The sequence below is a fragment of the Vreelandella arcis genome (genome assembly GCF_900103865.1).
GTDB classification, from domain to species: Bacteria; Pseudomonadota; Gammaproteobacteria; order Pseudomonadales; family Halomonadaceae; genus Vreelandella; species Vreelandella arcis.
Window position 1 is genome coordinate 306,251 of the sequence record NZ_FNII01000003.1, and the last position, 14,220, is coordinate 320,470.

At 54.1% G+C, this 14,220-nt stretch carries 16 protein-coding genes; 13 read left to right on the forward strand and 3 right to left on the reverse strand.

Going from position 1 to position 14,220, the window contains the following annotated elements:
- Positions 1 to 171: 171 nt before the first annotated feature.
- The 9 genes from BLR97_RS05155 (at position 172) to BLR97_RS05195 (ending at position 9,147) form a co-directional block, all read left to right on the forward strand.
- Positions 172 to 978 (forward strand): ABC transporter ATP-binding protein, encoded by an 807-nt coding sequence (locus tag BLR97_RS05155; protein ID WP_089703178.1) that lies wholly within the window; start codon positions 172 to 174, stop codon positions 976 to 978.
- Complete coding sequence (locus BLR97_RS05160; RefSeq protein WP_089703180.1) at positions 975 to 1,733, forward strand: ABC transporter ATP-binding protein; 759 nt, start codon at positions 975 to 977, stop codon at positions 1,731 to 1,733. Before BLR97_RS05155 ends, BLR97_RS05160 begins: the two co-directional genes overlap by 4 nt.
- A gap of 93 nt (positions 1,734 to 1,826) precedes the next feature.
- Positions 1,827 to 3,050 carry an ABC transporter substrate-binding protein gene (locus BLR97_RS05165; protein WP_089703182.1) on the forward strand — a complete coding sequence of 408 codons (1,224 nt, stop codon included), beginning with the start codon at positions 1,827 to 1,829 and terminating at the stop codon, positions 3,048 to 3,050.
- Positions 3,051 to 3,133: 83 nt separating this feature from the next.
- Positions 3,134 to 4,021 carry a branched-chain amino acid ABC transporter permease gene (locus tag BLR97_RS05170; RefSeq protein WP_089703184.1) on the forward strand — a complete coding sequence of 296 codons (888 nt, stop codon included), beginning with the start codon at positions 3,134 to 3,136 and terminating at the stop codon, positions 4,019 to 4,021.
- Between the two features lie 3 nt (positions 4,022 to 4,024).
- Positions 4,025 to 5,023, forward strand: a complete 999-nt coding sequence (locus BLR97_RS05175) for a branched-chain amino acid ABC transporter permease (RefSeq protein ID WP_089703186.1) — start codon at positions 4,025 to 4,027, stop codon at positions 5,021 to 5,023.
- Between the two features lie 216 nt (positions 5,024 to 5,239).
- A complete protein-coding gene (locus tag BLR97_RS05180) occupies positions 5,240 to 6,394 on the forward strand; it encodes an acyl-CoA dehydrogenase family protein (RefSeq protein ID WP_089703188.1) in 1,155 nt (384 codons plus the stop codon).
- Between the two features lie 62 nt (positions 6,395 to 6,456).
- On the forward strand, positions 6,457 to 7,572 hold the full coding sequence (locus BLR97_RS05185) for an enoyl-CoA hydratase/isomerase family protein (protein WP_089703190.1): 1,116 nt from the start codon (positions 6,457 to 6,459) through the stop codon (positions 7,570 to 7,572).
- 32 nt (positions 7,573 to 7,604) lie between these two features.
- A complete protein-coding gene (gene mmsB, locus BLR97_RS05190) occupies positions 7,605 to 8,510 on the forward strand; it encodes a 3-hydroxyisobutyrate dehydrogenase (protein WP_089703192.1) in 906 nt (301 codons plus the stop codon).
- Positions 8,511 to 8,520: 10 nt separating this feature from the next.
- The gene (locus BLR97_RS05195; RefSeq protein ID WP_089703194.1) at positions 8,521 to 9,147 is read left to right on the forward strand and encodes a glutathione S-transferase family protein; all 627 of its coding nucleotides are present in this window, start codon (positions 8,521 to 8,523) and stop codon (positions 9,145 to 9,147) included.
- Between the two features lie 28 nt (positions 9,148 to 9,175).
- Here BLR97_RS05195 and BLR97_RS05200 read toward each other — a convergent pair whose 3' ends face one another.
- Positions 9,176 to 9,625: an Lrp/AsnC family transcriptional regulator gene (locus tag BLR97_RS05200; RefSeq protein ID WP_089703196.1), complete on the reverse strand. Its 450-nt coding sequence runs from the start codon at positions 9,623 to 9,625 to the stop codon at positions 9,176 to 9,178.
- Positions 9,626 to 9,728: 103 nt separating this feature from the next.
- Between BLR97_RS05200 and BLR97_RS05205 the strand changes: the two genes are divergently transcribed.
- The gene (locus tag BLR97_RS05205) at positions 9,729 to 10,328 is read left to right on the forward strand and encodes a LysE family translocator (protein WP_089703198.1); all 600 of its coding nucleotides are present in this window, start codon (positions 9,729 to 9,731) and stop codon (positions 10,326 to 10,328) included.
- Here the strand turns inward: BLR97_RS05205 and BLR97_RS05210 are convergent.
- The gene (locus BLR97_RS05210) at positions 10,318 to 11,256 is read right to left on the reverse strand and encodes a ketopantoate reductase family protein (RefSeq protein ID WP_089703224.1); all 939 of its coding nucleotides are present in this window, start codon (positions 11,254 to 11,256) and stop codon (positions 10,318 to 10,320) included. The two genes, BLR97_RS05205 and BLR97_RS05210, sit on opposite strands and share 11 nt — an antisense overlap.
- 430 nt (positions 11,257 to 11,686) lie before the next feature.
- On the opposite strand from BLR97_RS05210, the gene BLR97_RS05215 reads away from it, so the two are divergent.
- Both BLR97_RS05215 and BLR97_RS05220 read left to right on the forward strand, forming a co-directional pair.
- Positions 11,687 to 12,151, forward strand: coding sequence for a hypothetical protein (locus tag BLR97_RS05215; protein ID WP_089703200.1), 465 nt, complete (start codon positions 11,687 to 11,689; stop codon positions 12,149 to 12,151).
- Between the two features lie 118 nt (positions 12,152 to 12,269).
- Complete coding sequence (locus BLR97_RS05220; RefSeq protein WP_089703202.1) at positions 12,270 to 13,286, forward strand: tetratricopeptide repeat protein; 1,017 nt, start codon at positions 12,270 to 12,272, stop codon at positions 13,284 to 13,286.
- A gap of 262 nt (positions 13,287 to 13,548) precedes the next feature.
- On the opposite strand, the gene BLR97_RS19545 is transcribed toward BLR97_RS05220, so the two are convergent.
- Positions 13,549 to 13,839, reverse strand: coding sequence for a hypothetical protein (locus BLR97_RS19545; RefSeq protein WP_139172898.1), 291 nt, complete (start codon positions 13,837 to 13,839; stop codon positions 13,549 to 13,551).
- A gap of 133 nt (positions 13,840 to 13,972) precedes the next feature.
- On the opposite strand from BLR97_RS19545, the gene BLR97_RS05225 reads away from it, so the two are divergent.
- A partial coding sequence (locus BLR97_RS05225) for a transposase (RefSeq protein ID WP_170832977.1) occupies positions 13,973 to 14,220 on the forward strand: 248 nt, incomplete at its 3' end.

Below are 14,220 nucleotides of genomic sequence, written 5' to 3' on the forward strand. Positions count from 1 at the left end.
TGCTAGTTTGCATCTACACCTTACGTTCAGGTAAGGATGCGTTGCCGGCTAACGACTTCCGTTCTTTAGGAAAGAGGCTGGTATAGAGGAGTCACTGATCAACGCGATGAGCGCTATCGTTAGACAAGGTCTCCCGAGTCAGCACAAGAACAACAAGAGGCTTACCACTTCATGTGTGCAGACGATGTTCAGAAAGCGCCCGTCCTCGAAACGCGAGGGCTGACCAAAGAATTTCGCGGTTTTACCGCAGTGGATGATGTCAATCTTCAGGTACAAGAAGGCCATATACATGCCTTGATTGGGCCGAATGGCGCTGGCAAAACCACTGTATTCAATCTGCTGACCAAGTTCCTGTCGCCTACTCGCGGTGAGATTCTCTATCGCGGTAAATCAATTACCTCAATGAAATCCAATGAAATAGCCCGGCTTGGCTTAGTGCGCTCGTTTCAAATCTCAGCGGTGTTTGCACACATGACCGCACTAGAAAACGTGCGCGTGGCGCTTCAGCGGCCCTTGGGTACCTCATTTCATTTTTGGAAGTCGGAAAGCTCACTCGACCACCTAAATGACCGGGCGATGGCGTTGCTGGAAGAAGTTGGGCTTGGCGAGTATGCCGATACCTTAACGGTTGAGATGCCATACGGCCGCAAGCGTGCATTAGAAGTTGCTACCACGCTGGCGCTTGATCCCACCATGATGCTGTTGGATGAACCCACTCAGGGAATGGGCGCTGAAGACGTCGACCGCATTGTGGCGTTAATTAAACGTGTCTCGAAAGGACGTACCGTGTTGATGGTTGAACACAATCTTAGCGTGGTAAGCCGTCTTTGCGACCGAATTACCGTGCTGGCGCGGGGTGCTGTGCTTGCTGAGGGCGACTACGACAATGTGTCCCGCAATCCACTGGTGCGCGAGGCTTATATGGGTAGCGATGCCGCCGAAGAAGATGGCACTGGAAAAGAGGGCGCCGCCGTATGAACACCGCTGAAGCTCAAGCGACACATAGTCATTTAGGCGCGCCAGAGGCCCAGTCATTAGAAATGCTGCGTGTACAGGATCTGCATGCCTTCTATGGCGAATCGCATATTCTGCACGGGGTCAATTTTGATGTGAAACGTGGCGAATTGGTGACCTTGCTGGGCCGTAACGGGGCTGGGCGTAGCACCACCCTAAAATCCATTATGAACATGGTGGGGCGGCGTTCCGGTTCGATCGTCATCAACGGCAACGAAACCTTACGGATGAAGCCTCACCATATTCCTCGCCTGGGCATCGGCTACTGCCCGGAAGAGCGGGGCATATTTGCCAGCCTTGATGTACACGAAAACCTACTCCTGCCGCCTACTGTGCGCTCCGATGGCATGAGCCTGGATGAAATTTATGCCATGTTCCCCAATTTATACGAGCGTCGCAAAAGTCCGGGGACACGGCTGTCCGGCGGTGAGCAGCAGATGCTGGCCATGGCGCGCATTTTACGTACCGGGGCGCGGTTATTGTTGCTTGACGAAATCACCGAAGGGTTAGCGCCGGTCATTGTGCAGAAACTGGGTGAGGTATTGGAGCAGCTCAAAGCGCGCGGAATGACCATTGTGCTGGTGGAGCAGAACTTCCGTTTTGCCGCACCGCTGGCGGACCGTCACTTTGTGATGGAGCACGGCCAAATCGTTGAGGAAATCAGCGCTGCCGAGCTGCCCTCGCGCCGTGAGCATCTCAATTCAATGCTGGGGGTATAACACGCCGAGACGACTTTTAGCGCTACTGGACGTATGCACCTAACGAATGCCTGCATGACAACAACAAAGGCTCCCGAGAGCCAGGAGTACATGATGAAATTCAACAAGAAAACGCTCGCCTACTGTGTGGCCGCCGCCGCAGCCTCAAGCTTGGTCGCCTCGGCGGCCCAGGCGCAAATGAGCGATGACGAAATCCGCATTGGCTATTTGGCCGATATGTCGGGCACGTATCGAGACCTCGCTGGTCCCGGTGGCTTAACCGCGATGGAGATGGCAGTTGAGGACTTTGGCGGTAGCGTAAACGGAACGCCTGTCGAAATTTTCAGCGCCGATGACCGCAATAGCGCCGATGTGGGCGCGAACACAGTTCGTCAGTGGATTGATAGTGACAACGTCGATATGGTCGGTGGATTAGTCGCCTCATCAGTATCGATTGCTGTCAGCAACTTGATTGAGGAAAACGATGGCTTGGCCATCGTGTCAGGCTCGGCCGCCTCGAGTATTACCAACGAGCATTGCACCCCCAATCACATTCACTGGGTATACGACACCTATCCGCTGGCCAACGGCACGGCGAAAGCGGTCGTTGAGCAAGGCGGCGATAGCTGGTTCATGCTGACCGCGGACTACGCCTTTGGCCATGCGCTGGAAGCCGATGTCACCAGCGTCGTGGAAGCCAGCGGCGGTGAAATTGTTGGCGGCGTGCGCCACCCGTTCCCGACCAACGACTTCTCCTCGTATATTCTTCAGGCCCAAGGCTCAGGCGCTAAGATTGTTGGCTTGGCGAACGCGGGTTCCGACACGGTGAATGCGATTACCACGGCGAGCCAGTTTGGTCTGACGCAATCTGGCCAGCAACTAGCGGGCCTGTTGATTTTCTTGAATGATGTTCACGCGCTCGGCCTGGAAGCCACCCAAAACCTGCTGCTTACCACGGGTTGGTACTGGGATATGGATGAGCAGTCTCGCGAGTGGGCCGAGCGCTACTTTGATGAAGTTGGCCGCATGCCCACCATGGTGCAGGCAGGTATTTACTCCAGCACTACGCACTACCTGAAAGCCGTTGAAGCTGCTGGCACCGACGACCCTGAAACCGTCCGCGCCCAAATGGCAGAAATGCCGATTGATGATTTTTTCGCTCGCAACGGTCGTATTCGTGAAGATGGCCGCATGGTTCACGACATGTACCTTGCTCAGGTGAAAACACCTGAGGAGTCCACCGGCGAGTGGGATCTTTACGAAATCCTCAGCACCATTCCTGCCGAAGAAGCATACCGTCCGCTGTCTGAGAGCCAGTGCAAACTGGTGCAGAACTAAGCCCAGTCAGCCTATTAACCGAGCAACAACCGTGGGTGGCAGCCGATGGCTGCTACCCGTTTGATGGCGGGGAGAGTCATACCATGATGATGATATTCGGTGTGCCCATGGCCGTGTTGATGGGGCAGTTGACGCTGGGCCTGGTAAACGGGGCCTTTTATGCGCTGCTCAGTCTGGGTTTGGCGGTCATCTTCGGCTTATTGAAGATCGTCAACTTTGCCCATGGGGCGCAATACATGCTGGGCGCTTTTGCCGCGTTGCTTGGCTTTCGCTATTTAGGTATCAACTACTGGCTGGCGCTTATCTTGGTGCCGTTGGTAGTGGGCTGTTTCGGCATGCTGATGGAGCGTTTTTTGCTCCGCCGCATTGCCCATCTGGATCACCTTTACGGCTTGCTGCTGACCTTCGGCCTGGCGCTGATCTTCGAAGGTACCTTGGTCAACATCTTCGGGGTGTCAGGCGCGCGCTATTCCGCACCAGAGGCGCTGCAAGGCGGGATGAACCTGGGCTTTATGTTCTTGCCGGTTTACCGCGGCTGGGTATTAGTGGCGGCGTTGGCGATGTGTTTCTTTACTTGGTTTATGATTGAGCGCACCCGCTTGGGTGCCTATCTACGGGCGGGAACGGAGAACTCGCAGTTAATGCAGGCCTTTGGCGTCAATGTGCCGCTGTTGATCACACTTACCTACGGCTTTGGCGTTGGTTTAGCCGCCTTTGCTGGCGTGCTTGCAGCACCGCTCTATCCTGTATCGCCGACCATGGGATCCAGTCTGCTGATCGTGGTATTTGCTGTCGTCGTTATCGGCGGGATGGGGTCGATTTTGGGGGCCATCATTACAGGGTTGTCGATGGGCATTATTGAGGGGCTAACCAAAGTGTATTACCCCGAGGCGGCCAATACGGTGATCTTTCTAGTGATGATTTTAGTGCTGTTATTACGCCCCGCAGGGCTGTTCGGTAAGGAGGCGTAAGCCATGACACAATCTCAACACGAAGCGATCGCCGCGCCGTCGATGGTCGTCGAACGGCAGAGGCGGGCGAAACAGCGCCGCACGCTGTTTTATCTCGCGCTGATAGCGGTGGGTTTGGTCGCCCCGTTCTTGGCCTACCCTGTTTTTTTAATGAAAATCCTCTGCTTTGCACTGTTTGCCTGCGCGTTTAACTTGCTGTTGGGCTATGCGGGACTGCTGTCGTTCGGGCATGCGGCTTTTCTGGCGAGCGGTGGCTATGTGACTGGGTATTTACTGGCCAGCTACCCTGGGTTAACGCCCGAACTAGGTATTATCGCCGGCACGCTCTCGGCGACGTTGTTGGGGGTGTTGTTCGGCGTGCTGTCGATCCGACGTCAGGGTATCTACTTTGCCATGGTGACGCTGGCGCTGGCGCAGCTGATGTTCTTTGTTTATATCCAGGCGCCGTTTACCGGCGGTGAAGATGGCCTGCATGGTGTACCCCGTGGTGAGTTGCTGGGCTTTATCAACCTGAGCAATAACATGGCCATGTATTATTTTGTGTTTGCGATCTTCCTGTTTGGCTTTGCGTTAATTCAGCGCACGGTAAACTCGCCATTCGGGCAGGTGTTAAAGGCGATTCGCGAAAACGAGCCCCGCGCCGTGTCGCTGGGCTATAACGTGGACGCCTACAAGTTGCTTGCCTTTGTGCTTTCCGCAGCGATTGCGGGCTTGGCGGGTTCCACCAAAACCGTCGTATTTCAGTTGGCATCACTGACCGATGCGCACTGGCACATGTCGGGTGAGGTGATTCTAATGACGTTGCTTGGCGGCGTCGGCACCTTGTTAGGCCCGGTGATGGGGGCAAGCCTAGTGGTTAGCCTGCAGCACCTTCTTGCCCAATCGCCGCTCGGTAACTGGGTGAGCGTCATCCTGGGGATTATCTTTGTGGTCTGCGTGCTTAGTTTTCGCAGTGGAATTGTTGGCGAGCTGGCTAAAATGTACCGCAAAAACTTTAAGTAGTCTTCACGGTGCCGGTCAGGCTAATTGGCGGCACTGTTTACCGAGTCTGTCCATTTTGGGTGCCGTTTGGCACCCTTTTTTATGCTTAATGGTGTGCCTACGCCTAAGGTCGCAAGCGGTAGGTTGTTGCTTGTGGCTGGGTAAATGGATAAGTTAACGTAAACGTCAATTATCACAACAACAGCTAGTGTGTACGCACATTAGCGGAGAGCCGCCATGAATTTCGAGCTAAGTGAAGACCAGATTGCGTTTGCTGATATGGCGCGGGCCTTTGCCCAAAACGAGCTGGCCCCCCATGCCGCCGAGTGGGATCAGGAGGCTATATTTCCTGTCGATGTGATTCGGAAAGCGGGTGAGCTGGGCTTTTGTTCGCTCTACGCGCCGGAAAGTGTCGGTGGGCTGGGCCTTTCCCGGCTGGATGCCAGCATTATCTTCGAACAGCTGTCGATGGGCTGCACTTCTACCACGGCGTATCTCACCATCCACAATATGGTCACCTGGATGCTGGCCGATTTTGGCACGCCCGACGCTGTTGAACAGTGGGGCGCAAAACTCGCCACCGGCGAACTGCTCGGCTCTTACTGCCTGACCGAGCCTAATTCAGGTTCCGACGCGGCCTCGCTTAAAACCACCGCTAAACGCGATGGCGACCACTACCTGCTTAATGGTAGCAAAATGTTTATTTCCGGGGCGGGCAGCACCGATGTGCTGATCGTTATGGCCCGCACGGGCGGAGAGGGTGCCGGCGGTGTTTCCGCCTTTGTGGTGGAGGCGAATGCGCAAGGTATTAGTTACGGTCGTAAAGAAGCCAAAATGGGCTGGAACAGCCAACCCACCCGCACGATCACTTTCGAAGATGTCCGGGTGCCCGCGCATCAGATTCTGGGCAACGAAGGCGATGGCTTCAAAATCGCCATGAAAGGCTTGGATGGTGGGCGCATCAACATCGCCACCTGCTCGATTGGCACCGCTCAGCAGGCCATAAATGAAGCGCGGGACTATATGCGGGAGCGCAAGCAGTTCGGCAAACGCCTGGCGGATTTCCAGGCGCTACAGTTCCGCCTCGCCGATATGGTCACCGAGCTGGTCGCTGCACGGCAGATGGTACGTTTAGCCGCCACCAAGCTGGATGCCGGCGATCCCGACGCCATCACTTACTGCGCCATGGCCAAGCGCTTTGCCACCGATGTAGGCTTTAAGGTGTGTGATGAAGCGCTACAGCTTTATGGCGGCAACGGCTATATCAAGGAGTACCCGATGGAACGCTTTGTGCGCGATACGCGTGTGCATCGTATTCTGGAAGGCACCAACGAGATCATGCGCCTGATCATTTCTCGCCGCGTGTTGGCGGATGGGGCGGCTGAGCTGTAAGCGTTGAATCGCCATGCCGCTGTTCACATTGTTGTGGTAATGGCCCGAATAAGGAAGGTGAGATGAGTAGCGTACTGTTTACCGAACACCCTACCCAGGACGGTCACGTCATTGCGGAGATTACCCTCAATGCCGAGCGTTCGCTGAACGCCCTGACCTTGGAAATGATCGACGAAATACTGCCCCGCCTGGCCGAATGGCAGGACGACGAGCGCGTTGTTGCCGTGCTGCTGGACAGCGCCGGAGAAAAAGCCTTCTGCGCCGGTGGCGATGTTGTCAATCTGTATAAAGCGATTAAAGGCGAAGGCGACCCGGATTTCCCCGAACGCTTTTTTAACCATGAGTACCGCCTGGATTACACGCTGCATACCTACCCAAAACCGGTCATTTGCTGGGGGAATGGCATTGTGATGGGCGGCGGCATGGGATTGCTGAGTGCCAGCAGTCACCGCGTGGTGACGGAAACCTCACGTTTGGCGATGCCCGAAGTCACCATCGGGCTATACCCGGATGTCGGCGCAAGCTGGTTCTTAAACCGCCTACCCAGCGGCACCGGGCGCTTTCTCGCCATGACCGGCAGCCAGATCAACGCGCCGGATGCCGTGCACTTAGGCTTAGCCGACCGCGCTATCGCCAGCGACCAGCGGGATGAACTGGCCAAAAAGCTAACCCAAGCCCCATGGGGCGAAGGCGAGCAGACCGACACCCACGGTGTGGTCAACCGTATTTTGCGTGAACTAGAGCAGACCTCGCAGCCGGTGTTCGCGGAGCTCGAAGCGCCGGTATATAAATTCTCGCCATTGATCCGCGAGCTGATGGATCACGACACCATTGAGCAAATTGTCGCGGCCATAAGCGCTGTCAAAAGCGACGATAAATGGTTTAGCAAAGCGCAAAAAACGCTCGCCCACGGCAGCCCGGTGTCCATCACGCTGATCGACGAGCAACTCAAGCGGGCCAAGCACATGTCGTTAGCCGAGGTGTTTCAGGCAGAGCTAGCGCTTTCAGTGCAGTGTTGCCGCCACCGCGAGTTTCCTGAAGGCGTACGCGCCTTGTTGGTGGATAAAGACGGCCAGCCCGCGTGGACGTATCCCGATGTGGGCTCGGTTGAGGCGTCTTTCATCGACGAACTGCTAACGCCGCCATGGGCGAATAACCCGCTTGAGGATCTTCGCTAGCGTTTTCTCACTGGATAATAAGGACAATACTGATGACAACAACAGTCGCATTTATCGGCTTAGGCAATATGGGTGGCCCGATGGCCGCAAACTTGGTCAAAGCGGGTTATCGGGTGTGTGCTTTCGACCTCTCGGATAGCGTCTTGGAAACCGCGAAATCCCAAGGCTGCGATGTAGCAAACTCCGCCCAGGACGCCGTCGCCGAGGCGGATTACGTTATCTCAATGCTGCCCGCCGGCAAGCACGTGATGGGCCTTTACGCGGAAGGGGACGCACCGCTGTTTGACTCGATTAAATCAAGCGCACTCGTTATCGACTGTTCGACCATCGATGCCGATACAGCACGCGACGTGGCCGCCGCCGGCGCTGAGAAAGGCATTGGTTTTGTCGATGCGCCGGTTTCTGGTGGGGTAGGCGGTGCTCAGGCGGGCACGCTAACGTTTATCGTCGGCGGCTCTGATGCCCAGTTCGAGCAGGCTAAGCCCGTGCTGGACGCGATGGGCAAAAATATCTTCCACGCGGGGGATCATGGGGCCGGGCAAATTGCCAAGGTGTGCAACAACATGTTGCTGTCGATCCTGATGGCGGGCACCTGCGAGGCGATCAACATGGGTGTCAAGAACGGCCTGGATCCGGCGGTGCTTTCAGAAATCATGAAGCAAAGCTCCGGCGGTAACTGGGCGCTCAACGTGTACAACCCCTACCCAGGCGTGATGGAAAATGCCCCGGCCTCGAAAGGCTACCAGGGCGGCTTCCAGGTCGATTTGATGATCAAAGACTTAGGCCTCGCGATGGACGTCAGCCAGCTAAGCGCCTCGCCGGTGCCCATGGGCTCCGCCGCCCGCTCGCTGTTTACCTTCCATAAAGCCAACGGTAACGGCAAGTTAGACTTTTCGAGCCTGATGCGCTTTTATCAGGACAACGAATCTAACGCCTAAAGGAATTGCCATGATCACACTCTGGGGCCGCGATAACTCCACCAACGTCAAGAAAGTCCGCTGGGTGCTGGACGAGCTGGCATTGCCCTACGAGCAAATCCAGGCCGGGCTTCAGCATGGGGTCAATAAGACCCCAGAGTACTTGGCGATGAACCCCAACGGGCTGGTTCCGTTGCTGCGCGACGAGGCCACCGACAGCCTGTTGTGGGAGTCCAACACCATTATTCGTTACTTGTCGGCCCAGTACGGTCAGGGCAAACTTTGGATCGAGGCACCCGCCAAGCGCGCCCAAGCCGAGAAGTGGATGGACTGGTCCATCGGGCCTCTGTCGCTCCAGCACCGCGCCATTTTGTCGGGCTATGTCAGAACGCCACCCGAGCAGCGAGACCACGCCGCTATCGAGGCGGCCATGCAACGCTGTGAAGAGTTATTTGGCATGATGGACGACGCCCTGGCCGCGCAGCGCTGGTTCTCCGGAGAAGCGTTTGGCCTGGGCGATATTGCCATCGCGCCGTCGGTTTATAACCTGTTTAACTGCGGGCTCAGCTGGCAGCCGCGTCCTCATCTGGAGCGTTGGTATCAACAGCTCACTGACCTACCCAGCTTCCAAAAGGTGGTGATGATTCCCGTCGCGTGAGCGTTAGGCAACGGTAGAGAAAGAGTGATCAGCCGCGCTCATCTTTTGCTGAATTCATTACGATATAGGTGGTGATGGCACTGACATGGTTCTGCGTGCCCAGTACATCCGTGTGAAATCGCTTATAGCTCGCCAGGTCTTTTGTTTCGATACGCAGCAGAAATTCAAAAGAGCCCGCAATGTTATGACATTCAGCGACTTCCTGGGCTACCAGCATGGCACGCTCGAACTCTTCCTGGGCGGCTTTGGTATGCGACGACAAACCAACCGTGACATAGGCCACAAAACCTCTGCCCAGGTGCTCCGGCGCGGTGACAACTCGGTAGCCCTTGATGACGCCATTCTTTTCAAGCTCCTGGACGCGACGCAAACAGGCTGAGGCAGAAAGATCAATGCGTTGAGCTAGCTGAACGTTACTGATTTTTCCGTCTTGTTTCAGAGCTTGCAAGATTCTGCGGTCAATAGCGTCTATTTTCATGATTGATTGTGTTTTTTGGCGTTACGCGTGGATATTAGGCGCATAATTGCGCCTATTTGAACGTAAAATTCTACGCTATACACCTTATATAGAGATAGCGCCGATGAACGCATCTATCCTCGTGGCTTTGATAGCCTTCGCTTTTGTGACCACGGTAACCCCCGGCCCCAACAACCTGATGCTTATGGCATCGGGCGCAAACTACGGGTTTAAACGAACCTTGCCGCACATGCTGGGTATTATGGTGGGCGTGAGCGTGATGGTATTGGTGGTAGGCGGCGGGCTGATGACGCTTTTTGACACATACCCGGTACTCAATACGCTGCTGCAAGCTGTTTCCATTACCTATCTGCTTTGGCTGGCGTGGAAAGTGGCCAATGCCGCGCCGCTGCAAACGACAGATGAAAAAGGCACGCCCATGACGTTTTTGCAGGCCGCCGCCTTTCAGTGGGTGAACCCCAAAGCCTGGGCGATGTGCCTTTCGGCGATTACGCTCTACGCACCGGACCATACACTGCTATCCGTCGTGCTGGTGGCGAGCGTGTTTGCCATGGTCAGTTTTCCCGCGATTTCGATATGGGCGTGGTTGGGCCTGGTGGTGCGCCAATGGTTGACCAGCCCCCGGCGTTACCGGGTGTTCAATATCGCCATGGCCGTGTTGCTCGTTGCCTCGCTTTATCCGGTGCTGGGACTTAATGTCTAGCAGCATTCAGGTAGCTGGCCTCCAACGCCGCGATCTCGGCATCAAGCGTTTGTAACACCTCACATGGCAACCCATGGTGCTGGGCACTTTCAATCAACGGCCCCAGAATGGCCCCACGCTCGGTGGGGCGCTTGGCCTCCACATCCTGCAGCATCGACGCCTTGTTGTTGGCCGTGTTTTGCACCACTTGCCACACCAGCGCCTGCCACGCTTCCTCGTCATGGCCACCACTAGGTGAAGGAACGCCTTCAGCCTGCATGATCGCCGCTACCTCCTGCACCACCGCCTCTACACGGCCTGCATACGCAGGGTCGCGTAATTCACCGTTACGCACCCTATGCAATGCTACTAGCGGGTTAATCGCCGCGTTTACCGCCAGCTTCTGCCATAAGCGGCTTCGAATATCATTTACTGCCGTGGCGGAAAAGCCTGCCTGTGACAGTGATTGGGCCAGTGCTTCTGCCAGCGCGTCATGCTGATTATTTAAGTCACCCATAAACGTCGGCCCGCGCCCCGCATGTACCACGTTGCCGTCTCCCGTTAGATAGGCGCCTTGCGTGGTGGTCGCACACAGCACCGGCCCCGGCCACGACTGAGTAATACGCGGCTGAGCCAAAAAACCGTTTTGCCACAGAACCAGCGGAGTAGAAGGGGGGATCACGCTCGCGATGCTTTCGAGCGCCGCTTCTGCCGCCATGGCCTTGGTGGTGATATGCACAAAGTCGGGCGCTTCATGCGCGTCAGCGCCTAATTGGGCAACGGTGAGCGTATTCAACCGTTGCCCCCGCCGTTCGCCTTCCGGCGTGGTCAGCGTTTGCTGCCCAGGTAGCGCTCGACGGCCAATCAAAGTAACGGCAGCCAACGGCGAAAGGGAATGGGCCAGCAAGCGACCAATGGCGCCGGGGCCGAGTATCCAGTGGGAAGTCATCATCAAATACTTAATCTGTAGCGGTAATGCCGCCAAGCTTACCGTGTTCGGTTGAGGGAGGCGAAGGTGAGAAAAAGCATTAGGCGCGTGACTATTTTCTAGTGACGGCGGTAAGCATAGTCTGCTAGCGTCAAGACTAAGCTGATTTCGAGAACGGGTTGTTGGCTGTCAATGGGGGCACTTTCTATTGTGGCTATGAAGCACCAGCGACAGGCTGCTTTCGACCCTGAGCGGACATTCTGGAAAATGCAGATAGCTACGTTTAAGCTTGTTATTCAGCCATCACGACTATGCCGAAATTTCATTATGACAAAAAATTCCAACAGCTTATTAGGCGATCAAGTATGCATTAATGTCACTGAGCGCGCTAGAGCGTTCAGACGGTGCATCAGTTACACTATCTAATACCTTCAAGGCAGTATAGAAAACTATGCCATCAACAGCGAAAGATTACTTCAATTTAATGGCCAAACCAACTGTTGAAGATTTTATAAATAACCCGCACGACCTTAGGCGCGGACTTCTATCTGCACTAATTCTAAATCACATGGTAGACCATCTTGCACAGGAAGATGAGATAGCAACCGAACGATGCATAATGAATAAACGGGTGAATTTTAAGCGACGTGAAATGCTCAATGACTGCCCTGATTTTCAGTTAATATGGGATATCGCTGACGCCACTAAACATGCCAAGCTTGCAAACCAGAAACGTAAAGTCTCAGCGTCATCACAAATATCCAGCACCCCAGGATTATTTTATGCGCCTTTCGGTGAAGGCACTTTTGGAGAAGCTGTGGTTGTATTCGCTGTCCTTGAAGATGGAGAGGAAAAGCCATTATTGCCAGTTATAAAATCGGCTTTTGAAGCATTACAATCAAAAGTAATAACATGAAATAATATCACAAAATAAAAAAATTCAGATGAAATTCTACATCGCCGCTAAATGCTATATCTGGCTTCTAAAATGCCGATCCAAAAGAGCCATCTATGTTTACTAAAGGGCAAAAGTCGTGAAGAAAAAAATACTCGTGGCGCTAATCAGCGTTGTAGTGCTTATCGCTACAGGCGCAGCAACACTCGGCTACTTTCGTATGCATAACGACGAACAGCGGATAGCTGCGGGTACGCTAACCGACGATCCACCCCGCATTATTCTCGACAAGCTCGATGACGGTTATCTTTGGGAGATTCGGCTGCTTGCCCACTTCGGCAATGCTTCAGCTCAGGCTGTACTTGGTGCGAGATACCAATACGGCCTTGGTGTATCCGTGGACGCTGTCCAGATGCTACAAAATTATCTTGAGGCGGCAGAAAAAGGAAATCATACGGCTCAATTAATGCTCGGAAGGCTCTACGACCCATATCAATATTACGAATTTATGACCACAGAAATCACTCAATCAACGATTGATAGCGTAATCAAGTCGCCATCTGGAAATATCCTACTTACGTCCAAAAGTGGCGATGCTAAAAATTGGTATCAGAGATCTGCTGCCCAAGGAAATGTTGAAGCAATGGTAATGCTGGGAGAGCTGTTGGTAAAAGAAACGCGTATGGCTGATGATAATATTACTGAAGCAGCTGAGTGGTTCCTAAAAGCAGCTGAAAATGAAAACCTTTATGGTCAGCTACGTATTGGTGAAATGTATGTGGATGGCTATGGGGTTAATGAGGACGTAGACAAGGGAATCTATTGGCTTAAGAAGGCGGCTGAGCAAGGCATTGTTGAGGCTGAACTAGCTCTCGGCATGGAATATGAGACTGGACACACCATGGTTAGAGATATCCAAAAGGCAGCAGAATGGTACTTACTTGCTGCTCAGCATGGTAATAGTTCTGCGCAACGAAACATCGGGAAGTTGTATGCCAACGGTGAAGGCGTACCACGCGACTATGTTGAAGCGTATGTATGGCTGTCTAGGGCAGCTGCCCAAGGGGCGCCCTCCGCAGCGCAAGCTCGCGATAGTCTGGAGTCGCGAATGACACCGAGTCAGGTGGAAACGGCACAGCGTAATGCTTCATTATAAGACGAGTGAGAGGTTATGAAGCAGTGAAAAAGACTGCGAGTGTGTAGCCTTCGCGAGCCTTTTTCACTACTGCGGTGCGACCTCGTCTTCGGTGAGTATAATGTCAGGGCGAATTTAAAATGGAAGCATCGGCTGATGTCTGATAGTCGTCTTCTGCCCAGCACTGGCGTTGGGATTCAACCATACAAGGCGCTGAAATTTCGATCCCGGTTTCAATCCCCTACCGAGCGCGCCTATTCTGCGCGCTGTTTAGCTCTGTTTTCTATGGCTGACCCCTATGTGCTACGAAAAAACGCAAAGCGGTAATCCTCACGGTTTGACAATTAACCAGCACGTTTTCCCAGCGGCTAGCATTGGGCGTTTTGTTCAGCAGAGCGGCTTCGTGTCTGTTTTTCTTAAAGATCAACGAAAAACTATCTCCTGCAAGCCAAAGGACAAACTTTTTTGTGCGAAACGCGTTTGGAATCAACATGCCGAGCGCGGATTCATGAAAAAAGCTGAGGATACTTTTCAGGAATTGGCGGATCGAATTTCGGATGGAACCTTTGGTCACGATTTTAGCTCAACAGAACATAAAATCATTACCCACTTTTACGCCCTTTGCAGGTTAACCCCCTCTGTCAGCCTAGTTGTCCGGTTGGCGATATCGCCTAAATCTAATCCAGAGGGAGCGGCATGGAGTCCTTGTGCCACGTTATTCTGTAGAGCGTAAAGCAGCCGTTCTGAAGAAGTTGTTGCCACCCCACAATCGCAGTGTGGTATCGGTCGCAACGGAAGAAGGCATCTCTGACGCGACGCTGTATAGTTGGTTAAAACAGTGTCGAGAAAAAGGAGTGCCTGTGCCGGGTTACACCCAAAGCGACAACGAATGGTCAGCTGACGCCAAGCTCGCCGTGGTTATCGAAACCGCCACCCTGTCAGAGGCAGAGCTTGG